This window comes from Bacillus sp. 1735sda2, from assembly GCF_024159245.1.
Lineage (GTDB): Bacteria > Bacillota > Bacilli > Bacillales > Bacillaceae > Bacillus > Bacillus pumilus_O.
Map to the genome: position 1 here is coordinate 257,959 of NZ_JAMYWZ010000001.1, position 17,388 is coordinate 275,346.

Genomic DNA, 17,388 nt, shown 5'->3' on the forward strand with positions numbered 1-17,388 from the left:
CTAGTAGACAATAGAGAGATCATAATAAGAGAAAGTAGGATATGCTGATGAACGTAAAAGAGTATATGACGTACGATGCGACAGGCTTGGCAGCACTTGTACGGAATAAGCAGGTAACGCCAGACGAGCTTGTACAAGCTGCATTTGCTAGATTGAATGAGGTCAATCCTGAACTAAATGCGTTGACTCAGACAAGACAAGATCAAGTAGTAAAAGAAATGAAGACATTACATACGGATCAGCCGTTTGCGGGTGTTCCTTTTGTACTGAAAAATATATCGCAAGGGCTGGAAAATGAACCGCTGACAGCTGGTGCTGCATTGTTAAAGGATGTAAAGGCAAAAACGGACTCCCATTTTGTCCAGCGATTGAAGCAGGCTGGATTTCTTATGGTGGGTCATACAAACACACCAGAATTCGGATTAAGGAATGTTACAGAACCTGCTTTACATGGTCCAACGAGAAACCCTTGGCATCCTGACTATTCCCCTGGCGGTTCAAGTGGCGGGACGGCAGCAGCTGTTGCAAGCGGCATCGTACCTGCTGGTGGAGCGAGTGATGGCGGTGGGTCCATCCGGATTCCAGCATCCTTTACAGGGTTGTTCGGTCTCAAGCCAACAAGAGGAAGAACGCCGGTAGGACCAGGTGCAGGAAGGCAGTGGCAAGGGGCATCCATTGACTTTACACTTACAAAAACAGTGAGGGACAGTGCAGCCCTTCTTGATCTGCTTCAAGTCATTCAGCCTGAAGCTGCTTTCCAAACGCCATTATACGCCGGCAGCTATCAAGAAGATCTAGTGAAACGGACATCTTCTATGCGAATTGCTTACAGTGTAGAATCTCCAGTAGGTACGAAGGTCAGCGAGGAAGCGAAGCAGGCGGTGCAGCAAACAGTGAAATGGCTGAGTGATCAAGGGCACCAAGTAGAAGAAGCCAAACCGGCAATCGATGGGATTCATCTGATGCAGCAATACTATGTCATGAACAGCGGAGAAATGTCTGCACTATTCATGTCCTTGAATCGTTCATTAGGACGTCCAGTCAATCCAGAAGAAACAGACATCGTGGCTTGGGTGTTGGCGGAGGCTGGCAAGAACGTAACCGCTGCTGCTTACACAGAAAGCCTTGATGCATGGGATATGGCGGCTGCACAAATGGCGTCATTTCATCAAACCTATGATCTCTTTGTGACACCAGCGACTGCCTATTCAGCTCCTAAGGTTGGTGAGTTGATGCATTCGAAAGAAGAAATCACTCAACTTTTACGTGTGTCATCTCTCTCAATGCAAGCGCAGCAGGATCTCATTTATGACATGTTCTTAAAGAGTTTGACCTACACACCATTTACACAGCTTGCCAACTTAACGGGTCAGCCTTCTATGAGCGTCCCTGTTCATCTTACTGAGGCGGGCATGCCCTTAGGTGTACAGGTCACAGCACCTAAGGGGAAAGAGGATTGGCTGCTTCGACTTGCAGCAGAAATGGAAACATCCTCGATTTGGAAAGGAACAAATCAACTTATACGTTGAAACGACATTTGTCTATGGAGGGAAAGGAGTGTCACACGTGAGTACGAAGGATAGAATTATTCAAACGGCCGCACTTCTTTTGCGCAAACAGGGGTATCATGCGACAGGATTGAATCAAATCATTAGAGAGAGCGGCACGCCTAAAGGATCTCTTTATTATTATTTTCCAAACGGAAAAGAAGAGCTAGCCATAGCAGCCGTTGAATATATTAGTCAAAAGGTCATCAATCGAATTGAAGAAAGCTTTGCCTATTCGGACGATCCTTATCTCGCCATCGAGTGTTTTATGACAAACATCATCCGAGGATTTACGGAGCAGGAAAATGAAAGAGGGATTCCGATTGTCTTACTGGCGGCAGAATCCAAGCCAGAACATACGCAGCTTCATACTGCATGTAAACAAGAGATGATCCGCTGGCAAAAGCTTGTGAAAGAAAAGCTCATGAACAGCGGATATGAAGAAAACAAAGCGGATGAGTTGGCTTCTCTCCTTCATTCAATGGTGATTGGGGGTCTATCGATGACCACAACACTCAAACAAACGACCCCGTTAGAACATGTGAAATGTTACCTTAGACACTTATTTATGCGAGATGAGTAAAATCTCTCGCATATTGTCTATCTATTATATCAATTGGTCTATATAATAAAGATAGTCAATTCGTCATGAGGAGTGATGGGATGTCGGAGCAACCGCAATCGATCAAGCAATCCGAAGGTACCTCTTTTTATACCGTGTCTGGTTCAGGGAAACTGTATGGGCTGGAAAATCAGCTTGTTCATGTGCTGGCAGAAGCAAATCAAACGAATCAGCTGTTTGAGCTTGTCTTAATCACAGGTGGGAAAGGAGCTTATTTTCCACTTCACTGTCATGAGCACTTATTTGAAACCATATTTGTGCTGGAAGGAAAGCTTGAGGTGATCTTGGACGGTAAAAAATATATGGTCACAGCCTTCGATTATATTCATATCCCGCCCAAAACAATCCATGGCTACAGAATGCATAGTCACAAAACACGATTTATTTCATATACGTTGGGCGGAAAAATGACAGATGTCTATCAGCAAATTGGGAAAAAGCTTAAGCGGAACGAATGGCCGATGACCGATCTTGCTTTCGATGCAGCTAGCTTTGAACAAGCTGAAAAAGAAAGCGATCTCATATTGATGCATGGTATCCGGCAGCTGTCCAATACAACAAAGCCCTCCGTTTTATTTCATAGTCTGCTCCCTCAGGCGGTGCAGCCTTACGTATTAGAGGCTGGTGAAGGGAAGCAATATATTGTGGATGGTCAGCTACATGAGTTGATCGCAACAACAGAAACAACTGGAGGCGGGTTCACTCATTTTGTAATCGAAGGCGCGAAAGGAAAATATTTTCCCCCGCATTATCATCAAGTACATACAGAAGCACTCTATTGCGTTGAGGGAAAAATGAATCTTCAGTTGAACGGAGAGGATATATGCCTGATGCCAGGTGACTTTGCCTATATACCGCCGTATACGGTTCACTCTTATGAATTTGTGTCTCATTCTAATAAATTTTTACTTTTGCTGCTCCCGGGAAAGATTGAGCAGTTGTATGAGCAGTTTGAAGAAGCGCAAAGCCCGAGTATATGTCCTTATTTTATTCAAGAAGGGAACTTGATGATCGATCGAGAGACTTCTTCTCAATATGATTTGGTCTTTATTGAAAAAGGATAAATATGTAACGCGTTACACATGATTGAATAAACGCCTGTCGAACCGATCGACGGGCTTTTTTGTTTTTCAAGGATTCCTGATCTGATGCATGAACCGTCCATTTAAGGTGAAGCTATGTACAGATGATTTCGCTAAAGGAGGAAATGCGTGTGAGAGCTGTTACGTACCAAGGGAAAAATAGCATTGCAGTGAAGAAAGTAGATGCGCCATCGATTCAAGATCGGGAAGATGTGATCATCCGAATAACATCAACAGCCATTTGTGGATCTGATTTACATTTGTATCAGGGGAATTTCCCGCTTCCAATCGGCTATGTGATTGGGCATGAGCCAATGGGGATTGTGGAGGAAGTTGGCCCGGATGTTACGGCAGTAAAAAAGGGAGACCGTGTCGTTATTCCATTTACCGTTGCATGTGGGCAATGCCAATATTGTCATCACCACTTAGAAAGTCAATGCGACAACTCAAACCCGCACTACGATTCGGGTGGACTTTTTGGATATAGTGAGAAATATGGCAATTATCCTGGAGGACAGGCAGAATATTTACGCGTGCCTTTTGGCAATTACACTCCGTTTAAGATCCCAGATGATTGTGAGCTGGAGGATGAACAATTGTTGTTCTTATCGGATGTTCTTCCAACTGCCTACTGGAGTGTTGAGCATGCTGGTGTGAAAAAAGGTGATACGGTCATTGTGTTAGGCTGTGGACCTGTTGGACTAATGGCGCAGCAATTTGCATGGCAAAAAGGGGCAGAACGTGTGATTGCGGTCGATTACATTGATTACCGTCTGCGACATGCAAAACAGATGAGCGGTGTAGAAGTATTTGATTTTACAGAAGATCCCGACATGGGAGAAACGTTAAAGGAGCTGACCAAGGGCGGAGCCGATGTTGTAATCGACTGTGTGGGAATGGACGGGAAGAAGTCACCGCTTGAAAAAATTGAGCAGAAGCTCAAACTGCAAGGTGGAACAATCGGACCCATTCAAATTGCCACAAAAGCCGTCCGCAAATGTGGAACGGTGCAGATGACGGGTGTGTACGGTGGCCTATATAACATGTTCCCATTAGGCGCCTTTTTCGCAAGAAACGTCACCCTGAAAATGGGACAGGCTCCGGCGAGAGGCTACATGTCAAAGCTCTATCAAAAAGTGACAACTGGCGAAATTGATCCTAGAGCGATCATCACACATCAATTGCCGTTAGATGATGCCGCTCATGCGTATCACATATTTAATGATAAGAAGGATGATTGTATAAAGGTCATTTTAAAGCCATAAAAAAGAAGGCTTAGGTTTCTCCCTAAGCCTTTAATGTATGCTCGTCCATCATTTTTTCAATTAATTCAAAAAATGTTTTTTTATCTTCTTCTGAAAGGTGGTTGAACAGCTGATTGACAAGCAATTGGCGGTTGTCGATCATTTGTTTTGCAATTTGTTCACCAGATTCAGAGAGTTCAATCCATACAGTACGACGGTCATTATTATTTCGAGAGCGGATAATGAGCCCTTCATCTTCTAAGTGATTGAGAGCGGTTGTTGTTGCAGAGGGAGATAATGAAACTTCCTGTAGAATATTTTTCACAGTACATGATTGATGACGATAAATGATGCGTAAAATAAACCCTTTCACATTCGTGACGTTTTTCGGGATGTTCTCTTCATCTATTTGTTTCGTCGCTTTTAAATACTTTGTCAGCGCATGGTCTAATAAACTTGCCTCTAGCTCGAAATGTTGCATTCTCCATACCTCTTTTCCTATTGCATTTCCCGATCAATTACTAGGTCTATCTTATCATAATAGTTATCATCATTTAAACCAACATGGAAAACGGCTATAAAATTACCTGTATTATCAATTAATATAAAGAACAATTCCAAAATGAAATGATTTTACTTTCAGCTGGTTTTATTTTAGAATGTGAATGAGATAAAATCTGCCAACCCATTCACTGGAAATTGGCTATTGTAAATCAAACGTTTGGAGATGAAGATATTGAATACATTACAGGCATTACTTAACGACAGAATGGAACGCTCTTCACAAATTGAAGCGGTAACTGGCGGGGGTGTGTCTTATACATTTGAAGAATATGCAAAGCGCATTGACCAGCTTGCTCACTACCTGAATCAAAAGGGGATTCGAAAAGGGGACCGTGTTTGCTTTATTTGCCAAAACCATCACCACTTTTCAACGATTATGCTGGCAGCCATCAAAGCAGGTGCAGTAGCAGTTCCGCTTAGCTGGCAGCTTACTTCCTTTGAGTTGGAAGGTATTTTGAAAAAAGCAGAACCAAAGGCTTTATTTTTTGACCGTGAATTCCGTGACATCATTGCGGCAGTGAATGTATCTTTAGAAGATTGCCTGATGGTGGAATCCGGTGTCAATGCGAAAACAACACAGCTGTTTGAAGACATTTTGGCATCAAATGATGGCAGTAACCTTGCTGTAGAGGTATCAGAAGAGGATCTAGCGATGATTTTATTCACCTCTGGAACAACAGGCAATCCAAAAGGATGTATGGTCGGACATGGGCGAATCTATCAATTTTTAACAAGACGTGGGAATCGAGGATTCGATCTGAAAGGAAAACGATACTTGGCGAGTCATCCGTTGTATCATATGAGTTCAATTAATCACCTGATTGCAGCCGCGATTGAAGGGTATACACTTGTCTTTTTACATGATGCTACACCGAAACGCATTTTAGAAACGATTGAGAAAGAAAGAATTACGTTCATGATGGCTTTCCCATCAGCTTACACGTACATGCTAGAAGAAATGAAACGCGGTTCGTACGATCTCTCATCTTTTGAAATTGCAATTTCTGGCGGTACGAAGGTGCCGGTACGCTTAATTAAAGATTACAAAGAAGTAGGCATTCAGATGATGCATGGCTATGGAAGTACGGAAGCATGGGTTGTGAGTGCGTGGCATCCAGCGATGGGCGAGGATAAAATGGGCTCTGCGGGTAAAGTGGATCCAGATGTAGAAGTGAAAATCGTGCACCCTGAGACAGACGAGACATTGCCAGCTGGAGAAATTGGTGAAGTCGTCATGAGAAGCCCATTTTATTTCTTAGGCTACTATCATCAGCCTGACGCTACAGAGAAGGTACTCAAAGATGGCTGGTTCCATATGGGAGATGCAGGATATTTAGATGAAGACGGTTTTCTTTTCATCACAGGTAGATACAAAGATGTGATTCTTTACGGCGGGGATAATATCTATCCTGACCAAGTAGAAGAAGTCATTGATCAAATTCCAGGTGTGATTGAATCAGCTGTTATTGGGGTACCGGACGAATTATATGGTGAAGTGCCAAGTGCGTATATCGTAAAAGACGATTCCGTCGATTTTTGCGAAGAAGATGTGGTGAACTATTGCCAGGAACGTTTGGCAGATTACAAAGTGCCCTCCATTCATTTCACACAGGAGCTGCCAAAAAACAAGCTTGGTAAAATCATGAAGAAAGATTTACGTGAATTGGTTGTGAATGCGTAGTACCTATTCTGCTATAATGAAATTTGAGTGATTTTTTGTTTTTCTAACGTTTTGGAGGGAAAGGGTTTGCGACATATTCTTCGTAAGAAACACATTCACGACTTGTTAGAACAGAGCAGGCAGCAAAAGGTAAAGAAAACGCTGGGCGGGCTCGATCTCACGCTCCTTGGTATAGGAGCAGTGATCGGCACGGGGGTCATGGTGTTAACTGGAATTACAGCGGCTAAGGATGCAGGACCAGCTGTCATTTTCTCCTTTGCCATCGCAGCGATTGTGTGTAGTTTGGCAGCACTTTGCTATGCAGAAATGGCTTCAGCGCTTCCTGTATTCGGCAGTGCGTACATTTATTCATATACAACGATGGGGGAGCTGATCGGGCATCTAATGGGATGGACGTTATTGTCCGTCTATATGTTGACTGCTTCGGCTGTCGCCAGTGGCTGGTCGAGCTATTTCAACAGCTTGCTTGAGGGGTTTGGAATTTCGATTCCCCATCAATTTTTAGCGGGGCCCGAACAAGGCGGATATATGAATCTGCCAGCCATTATCATTGCCTTACTGATTGCGTGGATCTTATCAAGAGGAACGAAGGAAAGTAAAAAATTCAATAATATCATGGTGTTTGTGAAACTCGGTATTATTGTTCTTTTCATTGTAGTAGGCGGATTTTATGTACAGCCAGCCAATTGGCAGCCGTTCATGCCGTTTGGTGCAGAAGGCGTCATTGCCGGTGCTGCTGCTGTATTTTTTGCCTTCTTAGGATTTGATGCGATTTCTGCTTCTGCGGAAGAGGTGAAAAATCCGCAGCGGAACCTGCCAATTGGCATTATTGGCTCGTTACTCATTTGCACGATCATTTACATTGTCGTTTGTTTGATTATGACAGGTATGGTGCACTATACAAAACTGAATGTCACAGAGGCTATGTCCTATGTCCTGCAAAGTGTACATCAAAATAGTGTAGCCGGTATTATTTCTGTCGGTGCGGTTATTGGATTGATGGCTGTGATTTTCGCCAATAATTATGCAGCAACTCGAATTGCCTATGCGATGGGACGAGACGGCCTTTTGCCTAAAGTGTTTTCGAAGACAAACAAAAGCGATACGCCGGTTGCAAGTATATGGATGATTGGCGGCATGACAGCTGTTATTTCAGGGTTTATTGATTTAAAGGACTTGTCTAATTTAGCGAATATCGGTGCTTTATTGACGTTTGCCATGGTGAGTTTATCTGTGCTTATTTTGAGAAAGACCCATCAACAGCTTGAGAGGGGATTCAGGGTTCCTTTTGTGCCAGTCCTGCCGATTATTTCAATGGGCTGCTGCTTGTTCCTTATGCTCAATTTACCAGGCCGCACGTGGCTTTATTTTGGAGTTTGGCTGTTAATCGGTGTCGTCATGTACGCAGCGTATTCAAACAAACATAGTGAATTAGCGAAATCTTCATGAGAAAAAGGTGCAAATCCGTTGACGATTTGTGCCTTTTTTCATACGATTTGGGATAAGCTATAAAAGAGAAGATGGACGGAACAAGAGGAGGATGAGGGATATGATTAGTGTTAGTCCTTATATTGTGGTAGACGATGTGAAGGAATCTCTTCAATATTATCAAGGGATTTTTGGTGGTGATATTCATATTCTAAATGAACATCAAGATCGTGTGCTACATGCGGAACTGCACCTTGGAGAATCATTGCTTCACTTTTCAGATACGTTTGGCCGCACACCAAAGCCCGAACATCTCAGATTGATTATGCAGTTTGACAATGAAGAAGAACTAAAGGCTGTATATGAAGCGCTAGAAGCTGATGGAGATGTACTGGTTGAATTACAGGATACGTTCTTTGGGGCACTTCACGGACAAGTACAGGACCGCAAAAATGGGTTGATCTGGGTGCTGAATTATATGAAATAAACTAAGACCTTCACCTTCGTGAAGGTTTTTTTGGGAGTGCTTTTATTTTCTGAAAAATGGAAAATATGCTATGTTGGAAGAATAAAAGAACAAGGAGAAAGGTGGCAAAGGGATGGAGCAAATTGAATTTCAATCAATCCAAACAAACGGTGTAACACTTCACACAGCAATGGCTGGACCTGAGGATGGACCGCTGCTCATACTGCTGCACGGATTTCCTGAGTTCTGGTACGGCTGGAAGAACCAAATCATGCCCCTGGCCGAGGCAGGCTATCGTGTCGTCGTTCCTGATCAAAGGGGCTACCATCTAAGTGATAAGCCAGAAGGAATCGAATCCTACGTATTAGATCAATTGAGAGATGATATCGTAGGGCTGATTAAGACGCTTAGTGGGAATCAAAAGGCGATTGTAGGTGGTCATGATTGGGGCGGAGCAGTTGCTTGGCATTTAGCATCTACACGTTCTCAATATGTAGAGAAGCTCATCATTGTCAACATGCCGCATCCGCGGGTGATGATGAAGGTTCTTCCGTTTTATCCACCACAGTGGAAGAAAAGCTCCTACATTGCTTTCTTTCAGCTTCCGAATGTGCCAGAGGCAGCACTCCAAGAAAATCACTTTCAAAAGCTGGATGAAGCCATTGGACTGACTGCAAGACCCCATTTGTTCACGAAGGAAGATGTATCAAGCTATAAACTGGCTTGGACGCAGCCAGGTGCCATGACCTCAATGCTGAATTGGTATCGTGCGATCAAAAAGGGAGGCTTTGAAAAGCCGATATCAAAGCGCATTTTAGTACCTGTACGCATGATCTGGGGGATGGAAGACAAGTATTTAAGTAGAAAGCTAGCGAAGGAAACGATGAAGATATGCCCTAATGGTCAACTGATTTTTGTCGATGATGCTTCTCATTGGATCAATCATGAAAAGCCAGAAGTAGTAAACAAACTCATCCTCGAATTTTTGAACTAAAGAAAAAAGCTCTGGTCAGAGGACCAGAGCTTTTGTGATTTACCCAATATGATTCTTTTTCAACGAAGCAGGTTCATCGTCCCAGCATTCAATGTTCTCATTGTTTGGAACGGCATTTTTATAAAAGACTGGATCTTTCCCCTCTTTTTTCTGCCGTGAATAATCCTTTAATGCTGCAAAGGCGACTTTGGACAGCATGGTAATGGCAATAAGGTTAACGATGACCATTAAGCCCATAAACAGATCGGCAAGATTCCAAACAAAAGGAACACTTGCTACAGCACCGAATAAAACCATGGCAATGACCGCAATACGGTATCCAATCAACCAGGCTTTGCTTGATTTAAGGAACTCAATGTTCGTTTCACCATAGTAATAATTCCCGATCAGCGTACTAAACGCAAATAAGAAAACCATAATGGCAAGAACACCAGAAGCCCAAGGACCGATGTGTTCACTCAAAGATGCTTGAGTAAGCTCAATACCTGTTAATTTTGTCGTTTTATATGCACTTGAGAAAAGAACGATAAAGGCAGTACTTGTACAAATAATCAGTGTATCAATTAAGACACCAAATGCTTGGATCAATCCTTGCTTTACAGGGTGGCTCGTCACGGCAGCTGCAGCAGCGTTTGGTGCGCTACCCATCCCAGCTTCGTTTGAGAATAGACCCCGTTTGATCCCTTCCATAATGACGGCACCCATGGTACCACCTGCAAACTGCTCAATACCGAATGCGTGTGAAATAATCGTTTGGATAACACCAGGCAGTTCAGTAATGTTTGTAATCATAACAAAAAGAGCAATACCAATATAAGCGACAGCTAAGAAGACCACAATGTATTCTGCCATCTTGGCAATCGTTTTGACCCCACCGAAAATGATGATACTAAATCCAATTGCCATAATGACGCCTACGAGCAAACGATTTGTGCCAAATGAATTTTCAAAAGCAATGGTAATGGTGTTTGACTGTACAGCATTAAAGACAATACCGAAAGAAATGGTGATTAATACAGCAAACAAAATCCCCATCCAGCGTTTCTTTAAGCCTTTTTCAATATAGTAGGCCGGACCACCGCGAAAGCCTGATGCATCCTTTACTTTATATACTTGGGCAAGCGTGCTTTCAACAAAGCTTGACGCAGAACCAATAATGGCTAGGATCCACATCCAAAAAATAGCGCCAGGACCACCCATGGCAATTGCGATCGCAATCCCAGTAATGTTCCCAGTTCCAACCCGAGCCGCCATACTAATAGCAAAGGCTTGGAACGGTGATACGCCAGATTTTTGTTTATTTGTTCCTTCTTTCAGAACAATCACCATTTCCTTAAGCATACGCACTTGAAGGAAACGAGACCTGAATGTGAAATAAAGGCCGACAATAATTAATAGTGCAACAATAATATATGACCATAGAAAACCATTTGTTGTTGTTAATAAACCATTCATAACATCACCTCTTCTAATTCATCCTATTTCTTAAAAAATACTGAGATCCCACTCTTTGGCGAGCTTTTTCAGCATCATAACACCGGTAATACTATTACCACAATCGTCAATGGCGGGACCATAAATACCGATTCCACAGCCTGTCTGAAATGGGAATTCTCTTCTTGCGCTTGGCGGAACGCAAGCCATAATTCCTCCAGACACGCCACTTTTGGCTGGTACGCCTACGAAAGCAGCAAAATTACCAGATGCATTATACATGCCGCATGTCAGCATCAATGCCTTTGTTAGTCTTGCGATATCTTTTGGGATGACTTGGACTTGTTTAAAGGGATGGTACCCATCACTTGAAATAATGAGTCCAATCAAGGCGATGTCCTCTGTTGTGACCTCGATGGAACATTGCTTTAGGTACACTTCTAATGTCTCTTCGACATCTGATTCTAAATAATTGGTTTCTTTTAAGTAATAAGCAAGAGCACGGTTACGGTGCGCAGTTGCCCATTCTGATTGATAAACCTCTTCATTAACAGATGGACGCTTTCCTATTAAGTTTTCGATTAAATCGAAAATATATGCTAGCTTTTCTGTAGAAGTCTTTCCGGGAAGGATGGAGGATACGGTAATAGCTCCAGCATTAATCATTGGATTAAAGGGCTTCCCTGGTTTATGCATCTCAAGACGATAGATGGAATTAAATGCATCACCAGTTGGCTCTACATCTACCCGATCCAAGACGTAAGGAACGCCTCTTCCTAAACAGGCAGCTATAAAGCTGATGACTTTTGAGATACTTTGCAGGGTAAAGGGAACGTCCCAATCACCATATCGTACAGATGATCCATCTGGGCCTATCACGCTGATACCAAGTTGAGAGGAATTCACTTTTCCGAGTGCTGGAATGTAGCCAGCGTTTTGTCCATTTTTGTAATACGGACGAATTTCTTCTGCCCATTGATCAACAGAAGACTGGCATGCGTGTTGTGTATTATTAGAAATTGCTGTTTTCATACGATTCCTCCAATCAAAAATCAAAAAGTACCCTATTGAATTGGCGGATGACAAAAAATGCGATCAAATAGGCACGAAAACATGTTACACATCTTCAAAGAACTTGTCATGCGCTGCTTGTACCACTCCTTTACACCTAAATATATGTTCAAATGAAGGCTTTGGCGGCGAGAAAACAAAAAGGGTTTTTAGTGAAAATGAAGAAAACGCTTACATATAGTTTCACTAAAATTATTTATTCAATTTATCTTGGAAACTACACAATCTGACGAAAATCTACAGAAAAACTTACAAATAAAAATCGATTTGTCGATGATTGTCTAAACAATTCCCATTATTGTAGACAATCACCAACATGCTGAATAGCTGAAAGGTCACCATGCCATCTCGGTGAATAGTCATAAAAAAGGATTTTGGGGAAATACGCAGCTGTGAAAATTATTTTTTGTACATTGTGAAGAAAAGAGTCTCCTTGTATACTGTGGCTATGCAAAAAGGGGAAGGGATGTCAGTCATTTGAGTTTAAACCAGCTTGTTAAAAAAGACGCATTCATATTAATTTTCATGGTGGTGATTGTGCCACTTGCAGGAGAACTGAAGTTTTATCCTGTGAATGAAACGTTCCGGATCAGCTTTGGCGCACCTGCGTTTTTCTTTTGTTTATTACTCTTAAGAAAATCAAGACCGTTCTTGCCCGGATTTTTAACAGGCGCAGCCATCGTGCTTTTTCGAGTAGGTTTAGATTTAATTCAGCATCATGCTGGTTTCGCCGCATCATTTTATCAGCAATTCCCAAGTTTCTTTTTCTATTTTACATATGCATTCCTGTTCTTTGCCGTCCGTACGGGACGTTTTAAACAGCGCTCTATTTTTATTGGCATCATTGGTCTAATAATTGAATTATTGGCTGATTTTGTTGAGCTATTTGTACAATATTTAGTATTTGATACGACGATGACGTTATCAAAGCTGAGTGATATGTTTCTCATTGCATTTGCTCACAGTTTTGTGGTGATCAGCTTTTTTAATATGATGAAGCTGTATGAGGCACAATCTAGAGAGAAGCAAATCATGAAACAAAATGAGCATATGATGATGGTCATTTCTAATTTATATGAAGAAACGGTTCATTTAAAGAAAACGTTAAAACATACAGAGCATATTACGCAAGAATCATACAGGCTGTATCGTCTTCTTTATGAACACGAAGCAGGTAAGGAAGTGAGTCAAGAACTGTTGAAGCTCGCAGGAGAAATCCATGAAGTGAAAAAGGACAATCAGCGTATTTATGCTGGGCTTTCTAAGCTGATTTCTAAGGAAAATATGCAAGACTATATGAAGGCGGAAGAGCTTGTTCAAATTGTCCTCCGCATTCAAGAAAAGTATGCGCTCTCTCTAGGGAAAAACATCTCCTTTACATCTGATATAAGAGGCATTCATTTGCATGATTATCATGTATTCATTTTCTTATCGCTCATTAATAATTTAATGGCAAATGCGGTTGAAGCCATAGAGGGTAACGGAATGATCTCACTCGTATTGAAAGGAAGTCATGATAAAATAGAGATTCGGATTGAAGATGATGGCCCGGGGATTCCAGAAAAAATGAGAGACATAGTATTTGATCCAGGCTATACTTCCAAATTTGATGCATATGGAACACCATCAACTGGGATTGGATTATCCTATGTGAAAGAGCTGGTTAAAGAGCTTGGCGGTCAAATTAAAATCGAACAAAGAGAAACTAAAGGAACAGCTTTTCAGCTAATCCTTCCTATACAAAATTTAATACAGAGAGGGTGAGTGTATGCGATTTTTCATTGCAGATGATGATCGTGCAATACGCTCGATTTTAGGCCAAATCATTGAGGATGAAGATTTGGGTGAGGTCGTGGATGAAGCCGATGACGGAGTTGGATTAGAGGCACATTCATTGAACCTAAAAAAAATAGACATCCTTATGATTGACCTTTTGATGCCTGCTAGAGATGGCATTCAAACCATACGTCATATTCACCCTGAATTCAAAGGCAAAATCATGATGATTTCCCAAGTAGAGGCGAAAGAGATGATGGCAGAAGCCTATGAATTAGGGATCGAATATTATATTCATAAACCTGTCAATCGGATTGAGATCGTCAGTGTGATCCGGAAAGTCATCGAGCGGATCAAGCTGGAGAAATCGATTTATGATATTCAAGCGTCCCTTCGCCATGTGCTACCGCTAGAGCCTGTTATTTCTCATCATACGACGGGTACTGGTTTGAAGAAAAGGACGATGAAAGAGGCGGGGGAATTTCTTTTATCTGAACTAGGAATTGTTGGAGAGAGTGGATCTAAGGATTTACTAGAGATCCTGATCTACCTACATGAAACACAGTCAGCCAATTCTCATGAGGTCAATTTCCCGCCATTAAAGCAGCTCTTTATCAAAACGGCGGAGAGGAAGCTAGATCACGGGGCAACCGATGTCGAAGTGATGAGAGAAGTGAAAGCGGCAGAGCAGCGGATTAGACGCGCTATTCATCATTCCTTGAATCATTTTGCTTCACTAGGATTAACAGATTTCTCGAATCCTAAGTTTGAGCACTATGCGTCAAAGTTTTTTGACTTTACAGATGTCAGTCAAAGAATGAAAGAAATGCAGAAGACCTCTCCATCCGCAGGATCAACGGGCAGAGTCAATACGAAGAAGTTTGTTCAAATTTTTTATTTTGAAGCAAAGCAGTTATTTGAGGGAATGAGCTGAAGAAAATCTATTGGAATGATTGGAGAAAATAAACAGAAAAAGACCGCTATTTCTATGATCTTTCGTGATGTTTATGTATCTTTATCATTTAACTGATGATTCTGATTTTTCTTTTTTCTTGAAAATAAAACTCTCTTGTGCAAACGTTTGTTAAAATAGTGAGGTTAGACTAGAATGTCGGAGGTTTTATTTTGGGAAAAATTAAACGAAATGCGCTCTGCCCATGCGGAAGCGGAAAAAAATATAAACATTGCTGTGGTCAAAAGTCAGGCGGAGAACAAACGTCTGAGCTTGTGTTTAAGGAAGCTGTACAAGTTCAAAAGGATTTAATGAATTATGCATTCTCTAAACATCAGAGAGCCATCAATCAATTCATTAATGAGTTTTCTTTTCTTGCAGATATGGATAAAGAAACGCAACAAATCTCGGTCTTTCATTTGAGTGTATGGGGCATCTTTTTCCGTCCATTAACGGACCAGAAAGAAACCATCTTCCAAGAATTCCTGACAAAGAAAGCGGAAGATATTACCCGTCCGAAAACAAAACAAGTGGTTCAATCATGGACAGACATGGAACCATCTTTGCTTTTATTAAATGAAAAAACGGACGAGTCTCTTTACTTTGAGAATATGGTGACAGCTGAAAAGGTTGAAGTAGATGTAAAACCGGATCAAACAGTGCTGCCTGAAAAGGGAAGTCTCGTGCTTGGATTCCCTGTTCAATTTGAAGAAAAAGCAGAGTTTTTCATTCAATATACAATGTTTGCGAAAGAGTTTACAGATACGCTTCTTCTTCAAGTTCGTCAGCTTGTTGAAGCATATGAGGCAAATGGAGGAACGCGCAACACATTTATGAGAGAATCATTCCCTGACGTGTTGGAGTGCATGTTTGCAAAGCAAGAAGTAGAAGAATCAGAAACATCTGCTCAAACAGAAGGCGATACGGGCCTAACAGCAGAACGCATGGACTGGGCAAGTGACGTTCAACTGGAAACAGCTAAGCTGATTGAAGACGGAATGAAGGAACACGGGGACCAAAGCCTGACTGATGGCGCGTTAACTGTGTGGAAAGCCTATTGTGATCAGAAATCACCTGTGATCCGTAAAGCAGCATCATTTGCTGCGGGAATCGAATATTACATTCATTCACTTGCAAGCGATGCCCCGCTTTCTCAAGCGCAAATAGCGAAAAAGTATGGCATTAGTGCGTCTACTGTATCAAGCCGTTTTAAAGATATCGAAAAAGCGGTGAAAGAAGAACAAGAGGCGACGGTATAGTATAAGAAAAGACGCGGCACCTTCATTGGGCCAGCGTCTTTTTTTAGTTCATGATTATCTTGTTTTAATAAAACCACTCATGTACTGGGATGTATTGTAATCGTTGAGGTCAATTTTCCACTGACCATCCCCATTACGTTTCATTTTCACTTCGTATTCAGTCGGGCTGGAGACTGGGGGAAGCATCTCGAATTCAGATGCGTACAAGTTTAAGCTTTTCTTATACAATTCTTCTTTAGAGCCGATCTTGCCGTTGTAAAACTCGTCTCTTTGCTTGTCTAGTTTGTCTTTTAAGTTAGTAGCATCAATGCCTGTTACTTGAGCGACAACCTTCGCCTCGTCATTAGAGATGGTTTGTACACTTGTTTCTACTTTGGTTTTATCCTTCATGGTGTCTTGAATCCGTTTGTACATCGACAGAATATCACGGTCACTTACTTCATTGCCGTACATTCCGGCGGTTCTTTTGAAGTCTTTTACGAACATATCGTGGTATTTATTCACGACATCGGATTGATTGTCGCCCGTTAAATCTGCAAATTGATCGTTCTTTTTGTCAAACACAATGATATCCGTATAAGCGGATAGCGCTTTTGCAGGGTTATCCAGCTTTTTTGCTGTATCCAATATTTTGTTTCCATCTAGGCTGATTTCGATCGAATCACTGTTTTTCTTGATGCTGTCTTGGTACACGAACTGATATTTCTTCCCTTTGTCTACTAGGAAATAAAGAGCACCTGATTGTGATTTTCCTTTGTTCAATGAACCAAGGTCAAGACGGTCTTTACTGCCGTAAAATTTTAAATCAGATACTTTGGCATCGTCCTGATAAAGGGAGAAGTCAGAGCTATATAATGAGAGAGCTTTGTCGCCTTTGTTTGTAATCGTCAGGTTGACTTTTAGTACCAATTCATTGTCTCTTAGCGTAGTTGATGAGTCTTCTGGTAACGTATATTCGTAGCTATCGACTTTTACCTCTGCTTTTTTTGTTGATTTTTGATCAGCGTTGCTTGATTTTGCTGAGCTCTGGCAAGCTGCAGAGATGATCATCACGAATGAAATCATGAGGAGTGCGCTTATTTTTTTAAGATTCACAGTTAATGCTCCTTTGCTTTTCTTTCGTCATTTCATTCCCGCTATCTGACTATGAGAAAAGAAACAGATAGGATGGTATATTCGGGTGTTACAGGGGAAAATCTCCTTATGACGATTTGCACTTTTCATTCTATCGAAATTTAATCATGCTGAGGAATAGGTTTTAGTCCCTA

General features: G+C 41.7%; 15 protein-coding genes. 11 read left to right on the top strand and 4 right to left on the bottom strand.

Features of this window, described 5'->3' with window-relative positions; genetic code table 11:
- The first annotated feature begins 47 nt into the window (after nt 1-47).
- The 4 genes from NKR21_RS01440 (at nt 48) to NKR21_RS01455 (ending at nt 4,516) form a co-directional block, all read left to right on the top strand.
- Nucleotides 48-1,529, top strand: a complete 1,482-nt coding sequence (locus tag NKR21_RS01440) for an amidase (RefSeq protein ID WP_186299653.1) — start codon at nt 48-50, stop codon at nt 1,527-1,529.
- 37 nt (nt 1,530-1,566) lie between these two features.
- Nucleotides 1,567-2,130, top strand: a complete 564-nt coding sequence (locus NKR21_RS01445; protein ID WP_119125668.1) for a TetR/AcrR family transcriptional regulator — start codon at nt 1,567-1,569, stop codon at nt 2,128-2,130.
- A gap of 80 nt (nt 2,131-2,210) precedes the next feature.
- The gene (locus NKR21_RS01450; RefSeq protein ID WP_012008810.1) at nt 2,211-3,233 is read left to right on the top strand and encodes a quercetin 2,3-dioxygenase; all 1,023 of its coding nucleotides are present in this window, start codon (nt 2,211-2,213) and stop codon (nt 3,231-3,233) included.
- Between the two features lie 149 nt (nt 3,234-3,382).
- Nucleotides 3,383-4,516: a zinc-dependent alcohol dehydrogenase gene (locus NKR21_RS01455; protein WP_012008811.1), complete on the top strand. Its 1,134-nt coding sequence runs from the start codon at nt 3,383-3,385 to the stop codon at nt 4,514-4,516.
- A 22-nt stretch (nt 4,517-4,538) separates the two neighbouring features.
- Here NKR21_RS01455 and NKR21_RS01460 read toward each other — a convergent pair whose 3' ends face one another.
- Complete coding sequence (locus NKR21_RS01460; RefSeq protein ID WP_012008812.1) at nt 4,539-4,976, bottom strand: MarR family winged helix-turn-helix transcriptional regulator; 438 nt, start codon at nt 4,974-4,976, stop codon at nt 4,539-4,541.
- 255 nt (nt 4,977-5,231) lie between these two features.
- Here NKR21_RS01460 and NKR21_RS01465 point away from each other — a divergent pair, with 255 nt between their 5' ends.
- The 4 genes from NKR21_RS01465 to NKR21_RS01480 all read left to right on the top strand — a co-directional run bounded on the left by NKR21_RS01465 (nt 5,232) and on the right by NKR21_RS01480 (nt 9,628).
- Nucleotides 5,232-6,740: a class I adenylate-forming enzyme family protein gene (locus tag NKR21_RS01465; protein WP_119124359.1), complete on the top strand. Its 1,509-nt coding sequence runs from the start codon at nt 5,232-5,234 to the stop codon at nt 6,738-6,740.
- A 66-nt stretch (nt 6,741-6,806) separates the two neighbouring features.
- Nucleotides 6,807-8,189 (top strand): amino acid permease, encoded by a 1,383-nt coding sequence (locus tag NKR21_RS01470; protein ID WP_012008814.1) that lies wholly within the window; start codon nt 6,807-6,809, stop codon nt 8,187-8,189.
- Between the two features lie 100 nt (nt 8,190-8,289).
- The gene (locus tag NKR21_RS01475) at nt 8,290-8,655 is read left to right on the top strand and encodes a VOC family protein (RefSeq protein WP_058015219.1); all 366 of its coding nucleotides are present in this window, start codon (nt 8,290-8,292) and stop codon (nt 8,653-8,655) included.
- Nucleotides 8,656-8,767: 112 nt separating this feature from the next.
- Nucleotides 8,768-9,628 (top strand): alpha/beta fold hydrolase, encoded by an 861-nt coding sequence (locus NKR21_RS01480; RefSeq protein ID WP_144457202.1) that lies wholly within the window; start codon nt 8,768-8,770, stop codon nt 9,626-9,628.
- A gap of 39 nt (nt 9,629-9,667) precedes the next feature.
- On the opposite strand, the gene NKR21_RS01485 is transcribed toward NKR21_RS01480, so the two are convergent.
- Nucleotides 9,668-11,083 (bottom strand): alanine/glycine:cation symporter family protein, encoded by a 1,416-nt coding sequence (locus NKR21_RS01485; RefSeq protein WP_088000781.1) that lies wholly within the window; start codon nt 11,081-11,083, stop codon nt 9,668-9,670.
- A gap of 30 nt (nt 11,084-11,113) precedes the next feature.
- Nucleotides 11,114-12,094: a glutaminase gene (locus tag NKR21_RS01490; protein WP_012008818.1), complete on the bottom strand. Its 981-nt coding sequence runs from the start codon at nt 12,092-12,094 to the stop codon at nt 11,114-11,116.
- 516 nt (nt 12,095-12,610) lie between these two features.
- Between NKR21_RS01490 and NKR21_RS01495 the strand changes: the two genes are divergently transcribed.
- The 3 genes from NKR21_RS01495 to NKR21_RS01505 all read left to right on the top strand — a co-directional run bounded on the left by NKR21_RS01495 (nt 12,611) and on the right by NKR21_RS01505 (nt 16,120).
- Nucleotides 12,611-13,897: an ATP-binding protein gene (locus NKR21_RS01495; protein ID WP_012008819.1), complete on the top strand. Its 1,287-nt coding sequence runs from the start codon at nt 12,611-12,613 to the stop codon at nt 13,895-13,897.
- Nucleotides 13,898-13,901: 4 nt separating this feature from the next.
- Nucleotides 13,902-14,843: a response regulator gene (locus tag NKR21_RS01500; RefSeq protein WP_119124361.1), complete on the top strand. Its 942-nt coding sequence runs from the start codon at nt 13,902-13,904 to the stop codon at nt 14,841-14,843.
- 191 nt (nt 14,844-15,034) lie between these two features.
- Complete coding sequence (locus NKR21_RS01505; RefSeq protein WP_119124362.1) at nt 15,035-16,120, top strand: SEC-C metal-binding domain-containing protein; 1,086 nt, start codon at nt 15,035-15,037, stop codon at nt 16,118-16,120.
- A gap of 54 nt (nt 16,121-16,174) precedes the next feature.
- Here NKR21_RS01505 and NKR21_RS01510 read toward each other — a convergent pair whose 3' ends face one another.
- Nucleotides 16,175-17,215, bottom strand: a complete 1,041-nt coding sequence (locus NKR21_RS01510) for a DUF4352 domain-containing protein (protein ID WP_144457200.1) — start codon at nt 17,213-17,215, stop codon at nt 16,175-16,177.
- Between the last annotated feature and the right edge of the window lie 173 nt (nt 17,216-17,388).